This is a genomic window from Parabacteroides sp. ZJ-118 (assembly GCF_011038785.1).
Classification (GTDB): Bacteria; Bacteroidota; Bacteroidia; order Bacteroidales; family Tannerellaceae; genus Parabacteroides.
In genome coordinates, this window is sequence record NZ_JAAKDT010000026.1 from 30128 (window position 1) to 45958 (window position 15831).

Consider the following 15831-nt stretch of genomic DNA (forward strand, 5'->3'; position numbering starts at 1 on the left):
GTGAAGTCAATCTCTAAAAGAAAGTATCATCATCGCTGATGAATAAATGCTAAAAGATAAAAGAGCTATACAAACTATCTTTTGTTCATGACACAAAGGAAAGCATTCTATTTGAATTAGCAACTATAAAACGATATTTATTTTCAAAAAAACATTCAGGCTCTTTATGACCTCTTTGTTTTTCTAACCAGACAGTCCCGATTTATAGAAATTTTGACCAATTATATCAACTATATAGCCTAAAACTATCTCAGAAATCTCGTAACTTTGCAAAATTATTATCAAGAGATAAATAAAGGTTATGGATTATGCGATCATTGCCGCCGGCGAAGGATCCCGCTTGGCGCAAGAAGGTGTTAAATGGCCAAAGCCTCTGGTTAGGCTCAACGGTGTCACTCTGATAGATCGGTTGATAAATGTTTTTTTGAAAAATAACGCTACCTCTATCCGTATCATCATAAACGAGGAGATGACCGAGGTGCAGGATTACCTGAAGAACCGGCGACTGCCTGTACCCTTTTACCTATTGGTAAAATCCACCCCGAGCTCTATGCACAGCTTCTACGAGCTGAGTCATTATCTGGACGGCGATAAGATTTGTTTAACTACCGTAGATACAATCTTCAAGGAAGAAGAGTTCAGCGGCTACATCCAACAGTTCATTCAAGAGGATGAACTGGACGGACTGATGGCCGTCACCGATTTTATTGATGACGAGAAGCCCTTATATGTAGAAACAGAGAACGGACTTTACATCCGGAATTTCCTAGACCAGGCAGACGGTGATTGCCGTTACATATCGGGAGGTATCTATTGTTTGAGGCGTCCGGCTTTGGGGGTATTGAACAACGCCATCTCGCAGGGAATGTCGAGAATGCGCAATTATCAACGGCAGCTCATCGCCGAGGGGTTGAGGCTAAAGGCCTATCCTTTCAGCAAGATCATCGACGTGGATCACGCCGAAGACATTTTGAAAGCCGAATCATTTTTAACGTCATAAAGAATACTGTCTAACAATGAGTAAATTAATTTTAGCAGGTATCCGCAGAGGAAATCAATTCTCCCCCAATCATATCGGAAACGACGCAGCGATCTTCGCCTTGACAGCCGAGCATTTACGAAAATTGGGATGCGATGTAAACGAATATATCGAATCGGATCTGCTGCTACAAGACCCGAAAGAAAAGGGTATCTTTAATATGGTGAGAGACTGGAAGTCCATCCATAGGCTGCAAGAACTAGAGGCTAAAAATTATTTCGTGGTGAACTCGGGTTATGGGATCGAGAATTGTACCCGTGAGAAAATGACTCGCCTCTTATTAACCAACCACATCTCCCATCCGGAAAGCTTAATCCTACGGACAGATGAGGATCCGACAGAAGCCCTTGAGAAAGCCGGTTTCTTTAATTGCTGGATCAAACGGGGAGATTTCCACGCCATCCACCGGGAAGACGTCACCTACGTGAGAAACCCGGAAGAGGCGAGAAGCATATTGAAGGAATACGCCATCCGCGGCATCCCGTCGGCGGTAATCAATGAGCATCTGGTAGGCGACTTAGTGAAATTTTATGGGGTAGCTGGAACCGATTTCTTTTATTGGTTCTATCCGTCGAACATGCATCATAGTAAATTTGGTTTAGAGGCTATCAATGGAACAGCGAAGGGGATCCCCTTCGACGAAGCGCAGCTTCGTCTGCTCTGCCACAAGGCCGCGGAGGTATTGAACGTGCATATATACGGGGGAGATTGTATCGTCTCCGAGGATGGTGTCATGCGCATTATCGATTTCAACGATTGGCCTAGTTTTGCCCCTTGCCGAGAAGAAGCGGCGGCAAACATCGCACGTCGCATCTGGGATCTTATGCGAGAACACGTCTAAAATCATTTTAACAAAATCAATCATGAGTAAGACTAAGTCTACTCCCAGTCTAGAGTCAACCTTAAAATCTTTGGACACCGAGGAGTTTATCGATATTCATTTCTATCGTCCCATTGGCTACCAATGGGCTTTGTTCTTCAATAGATTAGGGGTATCGCCCAATAGCATCACGATCGCCAGCATCTTTATCGGTATAACGGCAGGTATCTGTTTCTATTACCAGAGCCTCGCCATCAACGTGATCGGCATGCTGCTGTTAATCTGGGCAAATTCGTATGATAGCGCGGATGGGCAATTGGCCCGTATGACCGGACAGAAAAGTGCCTTGGGACGTATCTTGGACGGTACCGCCGGCGATTTCTGGTTTATCGCTATCTATGCAGCGATTTGTTTGCGCCTCACGCCAGAATGGGGAATATGGATTTGGCTATTGGCGGCTACGACGGGATTCTTCCATAGCAAGCAAGCAGCCATGGCAGATTATTATCGTAATATTCACTTGTTGTTCTTGAAAGGTAAATCGGGTAGCGAGCTCTCCCACTCTCCCCAATTGAAGGAGAATTATAAGAAGATGAGTTGGAAGCATGACTTTATCTATAAATTGTTTGAGGCCTTCTACATCAATTATACGGTAGGTCAAGAGGCGTGGACTCCTAAATTCCAACACATGATGAACATCATCCGTGAGAAATACGATGGACAAGCGCCGGAATGGTTCCGTAAGGCTTTCCGTACGAAGAGCTTGCCATTGATGAAATATACGAACATGCTATCATTCAATACCCGGGTGATCGCTCTGTTTGTCAGCATTTTCATCGACATGCCTTGGCTGTATTTCGTATTCGAGCTGACCGTATTAAACTCGATGTTGCTCTATATGACCAAAAAGCATGAGTATATTTGTGAAGGTTTCAGCAAGCAATTATAACGTTTTTTATCCCATTCGATTATGTTCAATTTAGACAAAGTAAAAGGAATCCTCTTTGATTACGGCGGAACGATAGATAGTAACGGCATGCACTGGGCAGAGGTGATCTGGATGGCATATGAGGCCTCGAAGGTTCCCGTATCCAAAGCGGTTTTCCGGGATGCCTATGTACATGGAGAAAGAACGCTTGGAAGGAATCCGATCGTAGAGCCTCATCATACGTTTCTGGATATGTTGCGCTTGAAAAGCGATTTACAAATCCAATGGATGAAAGACAGCGGGCATTTGTCTGCCGAGGTGATTACCCCGGAACTATCGGAACAATTAGCGGATTGGTGTTACGAATACGCCCGGAAGGCAATTGATAACGCCCGGCCCATACTGGAGCGATTGAAGGAACGATACCCATTAATATTGGTGTCGAACTTCTATGGGAACATAGAATCTGTGTTGAAAGATTTCGGTTTGGATCATTTATTCGGCGCCATCGTGGAATCGGCAGTCGTAGGTATCCGTAAGCCGGACCCGGCAATCTTCCAATTAGGGGTGGATAGACTGGGATTTCCCCCTGACGAGATTGTTGTCGTAGGTGATTCCTATGATAAGGATATCGTCCCCGCCACCCGGATCGGATGCCAGACAATCTGGCTAAAAAGTATCGGTTGGAGCGCCTACAGAGGGGATGAGACAGCCGATATCGTATTATCCGACTTCACGGAGATAAAGCAAGTGTTCGCTTTATAAAATAAACAAGAGGGGACTATCCGGTAAAGAGACAGTCCCCAAATTCATATACTATAACCTGCTCGATTCTGGCAGGAATAGCTTAAAAAATACTTATCGAAGCGTTCCTTGTTGAGCCTCTTGGATCATCTTCTGATTGGCCAAGATCACGATCTCAACACGACGGTTCAACGATCGACCCTCGGGAGTGTCATTGCTAGCCACGGGATCGTGTATACCCTTGCCCTCATAAACCATACGATCCGTGCTTACACCCTGCATCATCAGATAATCGTAAACGCTCTTCGCACGTTTCTCGGACAAGGTCTGGTTATAATCCACCTTACCGGTGTTATCCGTAAAACCGATGATTCGGATATCCGTATCCGGATTGGCCTTCAAACTGGTAGCGAAGTTGCGCAAGGCACTCTTAGAAGCGTCGCTCAACGTACTCGAGTTCGTGGCGAACAAGATTCCGGAGTCAAAAGTAACCTTCAAAGCCTCACCATTGTTCACGCTCTCGATCTTCGTGTCCTCAGGCAGAGTAGCTTCTAACTCCTTCTTCTGCTTATCCATTTTCTTACCGATTAACGCACCGGCCGTACCACCCACGGCCGCACCAACCACGGCACCCAATGCAGTATTTCCAGCCAAGGCTCCAACGCCAGCTCCAACAGCGGCACCCCCGCCTACACCGATCGCTGTACCCTTCGCCGTGTTATTCCACGTTCCGCAACTCGTAAACACTACTGCCACACATAGCAGTAAAACAGACAATAATTTAATGCTCCTCATTCCTCTTCTACAATTTCACTTAAAACAATTTATAATACTTCGTTAAGATTTCATTCAATCCGTTGAAAACAAACAAGTTAATCAACAAAGTTTAGCATAATAAAATTGATCAAGTAGCTGATTTGTTTTATATACGTATGACAAATATCAATCAAACATGTTAATCGAATCGCAATATTCAAGTTCTCCTTGTACTATAAAAGTGATTTCCTCCTGTTCAAATTTACCTACTCCATCTTTTTGGGCGTTCTTAATCACGTAATTTACAACCTCTTCTTCATCGATCTCGATCTCATCGTCGCCATCATCATCCAGCATACCGTTAGATTCATAGAAGTCGTAAATCAAGTCTACGATATAGTTGATATCGTCATTACTGAACTTACCTTTCAATTCTTGGGGAAGATAATTCTGGATAAATTTTACGGAATCATCCTCATCGTAAAGTAACTCGTCATTGTTCGTGCTCATGATTAATCTCGTTTAATTGATTTGAATAACGGCAAATGTACGGAAATATTTTTATATCCCAAAAACAAATCAATCTGATAGCACTCTCTCAATTCTTAAATTCCAAACCATCGTCTTTCCTATCGATCACGATCGGACGGTTACGGTCTACCGTTCCACCCAGCAAAGCCTTGGACAGCTCGTTCAAAACGCATTTTTGAATGACACGTTTTACCGGACGGGCACCGAATTGAGGATCGAACCCCTTGTCGGCGATAAAGTCCACGGCCTCGTTCGTAAAGTCCAAGGCGACACCGTTCGTAACCAACATCTTCTTCACGCCGTTCAACTGCAAGGATACGATCTCACGGATCTCCTCCTCGTTTAGCGGAGTAAACATGATGATATCGTCGATACGGTTCAAGAATTCCGGACGGATCGTCTTCTTCAACAATTCCAGCACTTGGATCCTCGTCCCGTCTACTACCTTGTCATGCGTGGCGGGAGTCATATTCTCGAAATTCTCACGGATCAAGGAAGAGCCTAAGTTACTTGTCATGATAATGATCGTGTTCTTGAAATTGACGACACGACCTTTGTTATCCGTCAACCGTCCATCATCCAAGACTTGCAACAAGATGTTGAATACATCCGGATGCGCCTTTTCGATCTCATCAAACAAAACAACCGAGTAAGGTTTCCGGCGAATCGCCTCAGTCAACTGTCCACCCTCATCGTAACCCACATATCCCGGAGGCGCACCGATCAAACGAGTCGCACTGAATTTCTCTTGGTACTCACTCATATCGATACGAGTCATCATATTCTCGTCGTCGAACAGATACTCAGCCAACGCTTTAGCCAACTCTGTCTTACCCACACCGGTAGTACCGAGGAAGATAAAAGAGCCAATCGGTCGTTTTGGGTCTTGCAGGCCGGAACGACTACGGCGTACCGCATCGGCGATAGCGTTGATCGCCTCTTCCTGACCGATCACACGGGTATGAAGCTCGGACTCCAGACGTAATAACTTATCTTTCTCACTCTGCATCATCTTGCTGACCGGGATCCCAGTCCAACGGGATACCACGTCGGCGATATCGTCGCTATCCACTTCCTCCTTGATCATAGCCGCAGCACCTTGCATCGTCTTCAGCTTAGCCTGTACCTCCCTGATCTCCTCTTCCTTTTGCTTGATCTTACCGTAACGGATCTCGGCGACCTTGCCGTAATCACCCTCACGTTCCGCCTTATCAGCCTCAAACTTCAGGTTCTCAATATCGATCTTATTTTGCTGGATCTTATTGATCTGCTCCTTCTCGCTTTGCCACTGAGCCTTTTGCTTAGTCTCCTCCTCCTTCAAGTCGGCGATCTCCTTGTTGAGCTGCTCCAACTTCGATGTATCGTTCTCACGCTTGATCGCCTCACGCTCGATCTCCAACTGTTTGATACGACGAGAAACCTCATCCAACGACTCCGGTACGGAATCAATCTGCAAACGCAGACGGGCGGCGGCCTCATCCATCAAATCGATCGCCTTGTCCGGCAAGAAACGATCCGTGATATAACGGGTAGACAACTGTACGGCGGAGATAATGGCGTCATCCTTGATACGCACCTTATGGTGATTCTCATATTTCTCCTTCAAACCACGAAGGATGGAGATCGTATCCAACTCGCTCGGCTCATCTACGATAACGGTCTGGAACCGTCGCTCAAGAGCCTTGTCTTTCTCAAAATACTTCTGGTACTCATCCAACGTCGTGGCTCCGATCGAACGTAACTCACCGCGAGCCAAGGCCGGTTTCAAGATGTTAGCGGCATCCATAGCCCCCTCGCCTTTACCGGCTCCTACCAAGGTGTGGATTTCATCGATAAAAAGGATGATCTCGCCTTCAGATTTCGTAACCTCGTTCACCACCGCTTTCAAACGTTCCTCAAACTCACCCTTGTATTTAGCCCCAGCGATCAACGCACCCATATCCAAGGAGAAGATCTGTTTAGACTTCAGGTTCTCTGGAACATCACCCCGAACGATGCGATGAGCCAACCCCTCAGCGATAGCGGTCTTACCTACACCCGGCTCACCGATCAAGATCGGATTGTTCTTCGTACGGCGACTCAAGATTTGCAAGACACGGCGGATCTCTTCGTCACGTCCGATCACGGGATCCAGTTTACCACTACGGGCACGCTCGTTCAAATTGATGGCATATTTTCCTAAGGCATCGTAGGTCTCCTCAGCAGATTGGCTTGTTACCCTATTCCCTTTACGCAATTCCTCGATCGCTTGACGTAACTCTTTTTCTGTCACGCCGGCATCTTTCAATATCTGTGAAGCGGTGCTCTTTTCCGTGAACAACGCCAAGAGGATCGGCTCCAACGATACATATTGATCCCCCATTTTAGAGGAATAATCGATCGCCTTCTGTAAGACTGCGTTCGACTCGCTAGAGAGATACGGTTCGCCTCCCGAAACCTTGGGATAAGATTCGATTTGGCGATCCAGTACCATATTCAGGTTTTGAGCGTTTACCCCTAATTTCTGAAAGATAAAATTAGTAACACTTTCACCCGTCATAATGACAGCCATCAACAAGTGAACAGGTTCAATAACCTGTTGGTTGTTTTTGGAAACCAACTGTATAGCTTGTTGAACAGCTTCCTGCGCTTTGATTGTAAAATTGTTTATATTCATATATTTAAACTCCTTTCTTATATTCTTTTCCAATTTGTTCTATACCTGTATCCCCACAAAAGAAATACCAAAATAAAATTATGACATTTTGTCTTAATAATAAAAATAGACTAGAGAACTCCCCGTCAAACCGTCCATTTTGAATGTCATTAGGGCATATGTCCCTGCAAGCGATACTCGCCTATACCCATGTCGTATTCAACATTCCCTTTCACCGTATGGATGTCCTTTTCCGAGGTCTGAAAGGAGGGAATGCCCGTGTACGTTCATTTGTAAACACTTATATACCAGCACTTTCAGGCATTCATGAAAGGATGAATGTAAAATCCGGCAAGCACATCCATAGCATGATTTTCATATGAAGGTATGAACGGTAAAGCATGAAAGGGCGGTAGTTTCACCCATGCAGTTTGGCCTCCGGGAATGCCACACCTTAGCCCTCTCCAAGTGTGGCATTTTACCCCGCGAAGTATGGTGTTTCACCCTGCGAAGTATGGCATTTCACCTCTCCAAGTGTGGCATTGGAATCGGTTTCTCCGGCACATCTGCGCCCTTACATTTGGCTCTGCCCGGGTGCAGTGTTCCGAGACCTTGACCCCGGGAGCAGCAGGTACGACAACCGGGCGTATGCGGAAGATTAGAATCAAGGTGCTATTGGGGGTTAGTCCATGCCACGGACTTTTGCAAATGTTCCCAGGTGGCTTATCCAATAAAATCAGATGACCTACGTTTTATAAGAGTAATTCGTAAAAATCATACAAAGGGTTATCCTTCTTTAATTTACCGGTGATATGAAAAGAGCCTTTACCTATTTATTACTACTTGTTCTATTGGTTTGCGGAAAGCAAGCCTATAACCTGTTAATCACGAATGAACCGATCCGGAGCAACCTTACCGGAGCCTTGTCTGACATCGCGGATGAGGTAGTCGCCATTCCATTACAGGACTCAGGGACGCATTCGATCAAGGAAGCCAAGTATATCCGTCAAGAGGGAGACAACCTATTCCTTATCAGCAATGAGACGCTTTACCGTTTCAATCGCAAGGGGGAATTTATCTGTCGCATTACCCATCCGGATGACATACGGGTAGCGGGATATGTAGTGAACCCGACCAACCAGCAGCTGATCGTACTTGGAAACACGGACGATATTTTCTATTACTCGTTCAATGGCGATCTTCTTATCCGCAAAAAACTAAAATTCGACCTTCCTGAAAACAGACATATGTTATCCATATCCATGCATAATAACCGGATACTTACCACCGAGGAATATGTTCATGGAGATACGGCAAGGCAGACTGCCACGATTGAGAGGCAAATCGTTGAATACGATTCCTCTTTCCATAAATTGCAATCTCACACGATCCGTCCGGTCGATCTGGAACGTTCCGCATGCCCGATCAGTTATCTCGCCCCGGAAGTAGCGGTGGAGCCCGGAAGTGGAACGGTTTATGCCTATGCCCCCTCCTACCAACCCGAGAACTTATTACGGGACACTTTATATATTAAGCAAAAGCGACAAAGCCTAGCCTTGAAGAACTTTGCCGGGAATAATACGCTCCCCTTGCTTCCAATCCGCATGGGTAGCCGTTTCTGGGTATCTACATACTATAACGCAGAGGATGAGTCCAAAAATTACACCTTCTGTTATGATACGGAGAAAGAACGGTGCTGGCAGGTAAAGGAAGGATTAAAAGATAACTTCTACCAAACCGGCAACATCCGGCGAATGGAGCCAATCGACCCTTATTGCCACGCCTATTGCTTCAGCAAATCCGGAGAGGAACTGCGAAAGGCCTTCCCCTCGGAGGCCCAAGGGGAAGGAGTAGTATTATTTATCGTGAAGTTGAAGGGATATCTTCCACAATATATTGCCCGCTAAACGTATGAAGCCGTTTTACATCCGTTCGGAATCCCCGCGCCCCACGGGCGCAGGGATGATTCTTTCCCAGGCGACACGGCTATCAGAAGGGAACCTCGTTACCGCTACCTTGACTCAGGAAGTCGGCTCCTGCCGGCGGGATCGGGGGGGGCATCGGGTCTCCACCGTTCATGGTCGAGGAGAATTCCTTCACCGCTATGTCTTCCTCTACGTTCATAAACTTAGCAAACTCGCTCTTAAATCGCAGCCGGACATCCCCCACGGCACCGTTACGATGCTTGGCGATAATGATCTCGGCCAGGCCGATCAGGGAATTACCCCGCTCGTCTTCCGTAATCTTGTAATATTCGGGACGGTGAATGAAGCATACCATATCGGCATCCTGCTCGATAGCCCCGGACTCGCGCAAGTCGGCCAGCTGCGGACGCTTACCTTCCACGCCTTGACGGGCTTCCACACCGCGGTTCAGCTGCGACAAGGCGATGATCGGGATATTCAATTCCTTCGCTAGTCCCTTCAACGAACGGGAGATCGTACTCACCTCCTGCTCCCTGCTTCCAAAGCTCATACCGCTGGCATTCATCAACTGGAGGTAGTCGATAATGATACATTTAATGCCATGCTCGCGCACCAGACGACGGGCTTTTGTCCGCAGCTCGAAGACGGACAGGCTCGGAGTATCGTCCACGAAGATCGGGGCGTGGTAAAGATCCTTGAGCTTAAAGTCCAGCTGCTCCCACTCGTAGCTCTCCAAGCGTCCGCTCTTGATCTTCTCGCCCGGTATCTCGCAGACATTCACGATCAGACGGTTTACCAACTGCACGTTACTCATCTCCAGAGAGAACAGAGCGACAGGCGTATTGAAATTCACCGCCATATTCTTCGCCATGGAGAGGACGAAGGCCGTCTTTCCCATGGCCGGACGGGCGGCGATAATGATAAGGTCGGAATTCTGCCAACCGGAAGTCAACTTATCCAACCCCTCGAAGCCCGTGCGCAATCCACTCAATCCCTCCTTCCGGAGGGCCGCCTTTTGCAACATATCCACGGCCTCCCTGATGACCGGATCGATCTGGGTGACATCCTTCTTCATGTTACGCTGCGAGATCTCAAACAACTTACCCTCCGCCTCTTGCATCAAGTCTTCCACATCGAGCGTCTCATCGAACGCTTTTCCCTGGATCATCGCCGTGAAAGAGATCAACTCCCTCGCTAGATATTTCTGGGCGATGATGCGGGCATGATACTCGATATGGGCGCTGCTGGCCACCTTTCCGGTAAGTTGAGAGATGTAGAACGGTCCTCCTACCTCATCCAGCTCTCCTCGCTTCCTCAACTGTTCCGTTACGGTAAGCATATCCACGGGGCGCTGGCTCAACGCCAAGTCTACGATAGCGGCATAGATCTTCTCGTGCGCTTTCTCATAGAAACATTCCGGCTTCAAGATCTCGCTGACGATCGAGTACGCATCTTTCTCCAGCATCAACGCACCCAACACGGCCTCCTCCAGCTCACGGGCCTGCGGTTGAAGACGCCCCATGTCAGGGAGCATCTCCGCGGGCTTTCGCCTTCCTCTTCCTGTATTTCTTGTTCCTTCTGCCATCATTCTTTCCATTTGAGGAGTCAAACTTACTTATGCGTATCCTCGAGGATATAGCGTAAGGTTCCGGCATTCACCAATTCCGCGTGCGAAAGGGTGCGGCCCTTCAGCTTCTTATCGCCGGCGAAAACGTCCTTGATGTAGATCGCTCCCGGATTGCTATGCTCAGACTCGATTACCAATTCGCCTTTAGGGTAGAATTTCTTGTCGAGCCGGATCGTAACTTTATCGAAAGTCGGAGAGGTCAACACATAGCTCGCATCGCCCGGACAAACCGGATAGAAGCCCATCATGGAGAAAATAGCCCAAGCGGACATCGTGCCTGTATCCTCGTTACCCGGTACGCCGTTCGGTGCGTTATGATAGCAATCATTCAACAACTGGCGGACCAGTTTCTGAGTACGCCAATCCTCTCCCTTGAAATAACTAAACAGGTATGGATAAGCGATATCCGGTTCGTTGGCGGGATCATAATTGCCGTCGTCGAATACCTTCTGCAGATTATCGACGAACTTTTTATCACCTCCCATCAATCGGGCCAGTCCCTTGATATCGTGAGGAACATAAAACGTATAATTCCATGCGTTTCCTTCATGGAAACCGGGACTAGGCTCGAAGTTCTCGCCCTGTTTCGGATCGAACGGAGCGTAGAAGGAGCCGTCCGGCAAGATCGGACGCAGCGTCCCGAACTCCTTGCTATAGTACTTTTTATAGCCTAAAGAACGGTCGCGGAACAGCTGGGCATCCTCTTTCTTACCCAAGGCCTGGGCGAAATTGGCCAAGTTCCAGTCGGCGATATAATATTCCAGTGCGTGAGATACGGAGTTATCGTATTGCTCGCGCAAAGGGACATAGCCCTTACTGAAATAATCGTTCGCGTCCGGACGAAGCAGATTGAACTCTCCCGGAGTAGTAGCGCCTTTACGCATCGCCTCATATGCGGTTTGCTCGTCAAAGCCGCGCAAGCCGCGCATCCATGCGTCTACGATATATGGGATCGATGGATCGCCCTCCATCGTAAAGGTCTCGCGTCCGTAAAGCTCCCATTTCGGCAACCAACCGTTTTCCCGATACATATCCAACATCGTGCGGATAATATCCAGCTGACGCTCCGGATAAAGCAAGGTCATCAGGGTACTTACATTACGGTAGGTATCCCACAAGGAGAAGACCGTATAACGGTTGTACGCGGGATCGATTTTCCCCACCTCCAAGTTCTCCATCTTCGGATACTCCCCGTTCCAGTCTTGCAAGATATTCGGATGGATCAACAGGTGATAAAGACCGGTATAGAAGATCTTCTTCTCATCGTTTGTCCCCCCCTCCACTTGTACGAGCGACAAGTCATTGTTCCACATCGCACGAGCCGACGCTTGTGCCTGATCAAACGGGAAACCACTCATCTCCTGCTCCATGTTCTCCCGGGCATTCTCGACGCTTACGTAAGAGATACCCATCTTCACGGAGATCTGCTCGCCCTCGTCTGTATCATAGTCGAACCATACGCCGATATCGTCTCCACTCATCTCGCGGGTATAGCCGGTATATAATTTATACTTGCCGGAGTAAATATCCCATTCGGCCTCCACTCCCTTCATCTCGCGTTGTTTCTTCCAGTAACCCATCTTCTTCGGGGTCTTACTTACCCGCATCACGAAGTAAACCGGGAATACGGCCTGCGGATTATAGCAGAAGGTACCCATCAACTTGCTGCCCTCGATCTCCGTATCATTCACGATACGAACCGTAGCACCAGTCTCGTTCGTCAAGCCCTCGCCCAGGTTCAAGAGGATGTGGCTCTCCCCTTTCGGGAAAGTGAAACGGCTCAAGCCCGTGCGCATGCTGGCTGTAGCCTCCGCCTTGATATTATACTTGGTTAGGGTATTGCTATAGTAACCGGGGTGAGCCACCTCGTCCTTGTACTCACTGCCGTAAGCCTTACAGTCCACATTCAACGCACCCGTTGTCGGCATCAATAGCAAACCTCCCAACTCAGGGCATCCCACGCCGCTCAGGCTGCCGTGGGCGAATCCCGTAAAGAATTTATTGTCTGCCGAGTAAGGAGTAGACCACCATTGGCTATCCTTGTCAAAACGGTTCTTCTCCGACCCCATGACGTTGAAAGGAACCACGCTCATCATACCTTGCGGACAGATCGCGCCGGGATTCGTCGTGCCGTAATTACTCGTACCGATGAAGGGGTTCACATAATCTACCGGTTGCTGTGCCGTAGCAAACAGGCTGCCACACAACAGGAAGGTCATTAGCTGTTTCTTCATTTGATAAATCTATTTTAGTTGATAATTAATGATTCATACTTACCAGATCACGATTTCATCCGTGAAGATGAAACCCTTATTCGTTTCTTTTGCCTTGATACGGATATAGCGTGCTTTCCAATCGCCGTTAAACGTATATTCCTGAAAAGAGAGGTCTTTATCCGTATTAGCTACCGTGGTAGGGATAACATCTTGCGAAATATAGCTCACTCCGTCTTCCGATGTCAGCAGCTCCACCGCTCCCGGTTGGAACACGCCCGGGCCGATCAACTGCATAAAGCGGGCCGATACCTTATGGATATCCGTTATCTCTCCCATATCCACCGCACAGTCCAAGTCATTCAAATACCCCTGCCAACGACCGTCCAGGTAGGTCAAGCCTCCCCTGTAGCCGTCCAGCAAGGCGTTCATGCCACCGGCCATATAACCACTATACAGCTTGCTGTTATAATGTATAGGCTTGTTGATACCCCGATGATAATCCACCTTCTTCCCGGTAGGCGTTCCTTGAAGCTGCCCGTCGCGGAAGATAGCGGCTTTGATATCAACGGAGTCCTTCACTACGATCGGGCCGTTATAGACCCGGGAAGAGACGGTGGGAACGGAGCCGTCCAGGGTATAACGTATCTCCGCCGGACATTTCTCCGCATCCAGCATAACCTTGATCTCTCGCCGCGAGGTATCTACTTCCATCGTGGTCTCGATCTCATCTGAGAGCGTGAACGTATGGATACCCATCCGTTGCAGGACCGGTATATTTGCGTTCATACGAGGCTTAAAGTCCTCCCAACTACGCTCCTCTTGCGGAGTCCATCCGATCTCGGCGACCGCCAAGGCACGCGGGAACATCATATACTCCAGATGCTTCTCATCCTGGATATACTCCGTCCATGTATTTGCCTGTACCCCTAGGATATGTTTACTTTCCTCGGCAGTCAACGAATTCATAGGAACCGGATTATAACTGTACACCCGTTTGATCGGCGTATAACCACCGATGGCATACGGCTGTGTCTTTGGATCAGCTTGATAGAAATCGAAATACATATAACCACTCGGTGTCATGACCACGTCGTGTCCCATGCGGGCGGACTTGATTCCCCCTTCCTCGCCCCGCCAAGACATCACCGTAGCCTCCGGAGCCAAGCCTCCTTCCAGAATCTCATCCCAACCGATCAATTTCCGGCCTTTAGAGATCAGGAATTCCTCCGCACGGTGAATCATATAGCTCTGCAACTCATCCACGTCCTTCATCCCATTCCGGCGCATCAAGTCTTGACACTTCGGGCAGGTCTTCCAAGCTTCCTTTCCGGCCTCGTCTCCCCCGATATGGATATATTCGGAAGGAAATAACTCGATCACCTCGGACAATACATCCTCCATGAACGTAAACGTTTTTTCGTTGCCGATGCAGAAATCGCCCGTCGTATAAGGTTTGCCGGCACAACTCAACTCCGGATACGCCACGAACACCTCGTCCGAATGCCCCGGGAATTCGATCTCAGGTATTATATGAATATGCCGAGCCATAGCGTAATCCACGATCTCACGGATATCCTCCTTTGTAAAATAACCGCCATACGCCCCCGGAGTTCCTTCCGGCAGATACTTCCGATCCTTTCCATCCCACCATTTCAGCCAATCGGATTCCGTACGAAAAGCCACATCCGTAGTCAGTTTCGGATATTTATCTATCTGGATACGCCAACCACCGGCATCCGTCAAATGCAGATGAAGCGTATTCAACTTATAATAAGACATGACGTTCAATAACTTCATCACCTCCTCTTTCGGAAAGAAATGACGGGAGACATCCAAATGCAAGCCGCGATACGGGAAACGAGGATTGTCCTGGATCAATACACAAGGAATCCCTTTCGGCGTATACAGCTGACGCAAGGTTTGTTCCCCATAAAACCATCCGGATTTAGAGGCGGCTCTCAACTCGATCCCCTTCTTGGTCACGCTCAACGCATATCCTTCCGGACTTCCGCCGTTGAAAGATTCATCGACCACGTAACGGATCGTACCCGATTGATCAGTCCCGAATACGAGATTACTATCTACCTTGAAATAACCGCCGGTCACCTCCATATGAGCCGGCTTAGGGATTAAATTTACCTGCGGAACCTCCTTGGGAGCACAGGAAAAAAGTAACGAGGAACAAGCAAGAACAAGTCCGGTTACTTTCATGCAAAACCGTTCTGGCAACGTCATAATACTATTATTTTTTAGTTACATTATTCTTGGTGCGTAAATATACGACAATAATAGACAATAAATCGAGTAGGTGGGGAAACAAAATAAGTTTTCCTGCCTATTTTGTTTCCTTTCCTCTCACACCACCGTACGTGCCGTCCGGCATACGGCGGTTTAATTTGTTTTCAAAGAGTGTCTAATCGTGTAGTAATCAAGGCAGCCCCCTTATGGACCTTCACCACAGATGTATGACATCATGCCCGTCAATCGAGTAGGTAGGGAAACAAAATAAGTTTTCCTGCCTATTTTGTTTCCTTCCCTCTCACACCACCGTACGTGCCGTTCGGCATACGGCGGTTTCGTGCTGTCCTTGCCTTTTGTAGATGCCACATT

Annotated in this window: 11 protein-coding genes; 5 read left to right on the plus strand and 6 right to left on the minus strand. The window is 47.9% G+C overall.

What is annotated here, in order from left to right; genetic code table 11:
• Nucleotides 1–301: 301 nt before the first annotated feature.
• From G7Y39_RS08485 to G7Y39_RS08500, 4 genes are read left to right on the plus strand one after another with little or no spacing between them, the layout of a single operon-like run.
• Entirely contained in the window at nucleotides 302–1000 is a 699-nt protein-coding gene (locus G7Y39_RS08485) for an NDP-sugar synthase (protein ID WP_165156892.1), read from the plus strand.
• A gap of 16 nt (nucleotides 1001–1016) precedes the next feature.
• Complete coding sequence (locus G7Y39_RS08490; protein ID WP_165156894.1) at nucleotides 1017–1880, plus strand: hypothetical protein; 864 nt, start codon at nucleotides 1017–1019, stop codon at nucleotides 1878–1880.
• A gap of 22 nt (nucleotides 1881–1902) precedes the next feature.
• A complete protein-coding gene (locus G7Y39_RS08495) occupies nucleotides 1903–2808 on the plus strand; it encodes a CDP-alcohol phosphatidyltransferase family protein (RefSeq protein ID WP_165156896.1) in 906 nt (301 codons plus the stop codon).
• 21 nt (nucleotides 2809–2829) lie between these two features.
• Nucleotides 2830–3552 carry an HAD family hydrolase gene (locus G7Y39_RS08500; protein ID WP_165156898.1) on the plus strand — a complete coding sequence of 241 codons (723 nt, stop codon included), beginning with the start codon at nucleotides 2830–2832 and terminating at the stop codon, nucleotides 3550–3552.
• A 93-nt stretch (nucleotides 3553–3645) separates the two neighbouring features.
• Here the strand turns inward: G7Y39_RS08500 and G7Y39_RS08505 are convergent, their stop codons facing one another.
• The 3 genes from G7Y39_RS08505 to clpB form a co-directional block, all read right to left on the minus strand.
• Nucleotides 3646–4326, minus strand: coding sequence for an OmpA family protein (locus tag G7Y39_RS08505; RefSeq protein WP_165156900.1), 681 nt, complete (start codon nucleotides 4324–4326; stop codon nucleotides 3646–3648).
• 147 nt (nucleotides 4327–4473) lie between these two features.
• On the minus strand, nucleotides 4474–4797 hold the full coding sequence (locus G7Y39_RS08510; RefSeq protein ID WP_165156902.1) for a hypothetical protein: 324 nt from the start codon (nucleotides 4795–4797) through the stop codon (nucleotides 4474–4476).
• A gap of 88 nt (nucleotides 4798–4885) precedes the next feature.
• Nucleotides 4886–7474, minus strand: a complete 2589-nt coding sequence (gene clpB, locus G7Y39_RS08515; RefSeq protein ID WP_165156904.1) for an ATP-dependent chaperone ClpB — start codon at nucleotides 7472–7474, stop codon at nucleotides 4886–4888.
• A 791-nt stretch (nucleotides 7475–8265) separates the two neighbouring features.
• Here clpB and G7Y39_RS08520 point away from each other — a divergent pair.
• Nucleotides 8266–9360, plus strand: a complete 1095-nt coding sequence (locus tag G7Y39_RS08520; RefSeq protein WP_165156906.1) for a 6-bladed beta-propeller — start codon at nucleotides 8266–8268, stop codon at nucleotides 9358–9360.
• Nucleotides 9361–9442: 82 nt separating this feature from the next.
• On the opposite strand, the gene dnaB is transcribed toward G7Y39_RS08520, so the two are convergent.
• Genes dnaB through G7Y39_RS08535 form a run of 3 tightly spaced genes read right to left on the minus strand, consistent with a single transcriptional unit; the run spans nucleotide 9443 to nucleotide 15456 of the window.
• Nucleotides 9443–10963: a replicative DNA helicase gene (gene dnaB, locus G7Y39_RS08525; protein WP_165156914.1), complete on the minus strand. Its 1521-nt coding sequence runs from the start codon at nucleotides 10961–10963 to the stop codon at nucleotides 9443–9445.
• Between the two features lie 26 nt (nucleotides 10964–10989).
• A complete protein-coding gene (locus G7Y39_RS08530; protein WP_165156908.1) occupies nucleotides 10990–13239 on the minus strand; it encodes a GH92 family glycosyl hydrolase in 2250 nt (749 codons plus the stop codon).
• Between the two features lie 39 nt (nucleotides 13240–13278).
• Entirely contained in the window at nucleotides 13279–15456 is a 2178-nt protein-coding gene (locus G7Y39_RS08535; RefSeq protein WP_165156910.1) for a beta-N-acetylhexosaminidase, read from the minus strand.
• Nucleotides 15457–15831 lie beyond the last annotated feature (375 nt).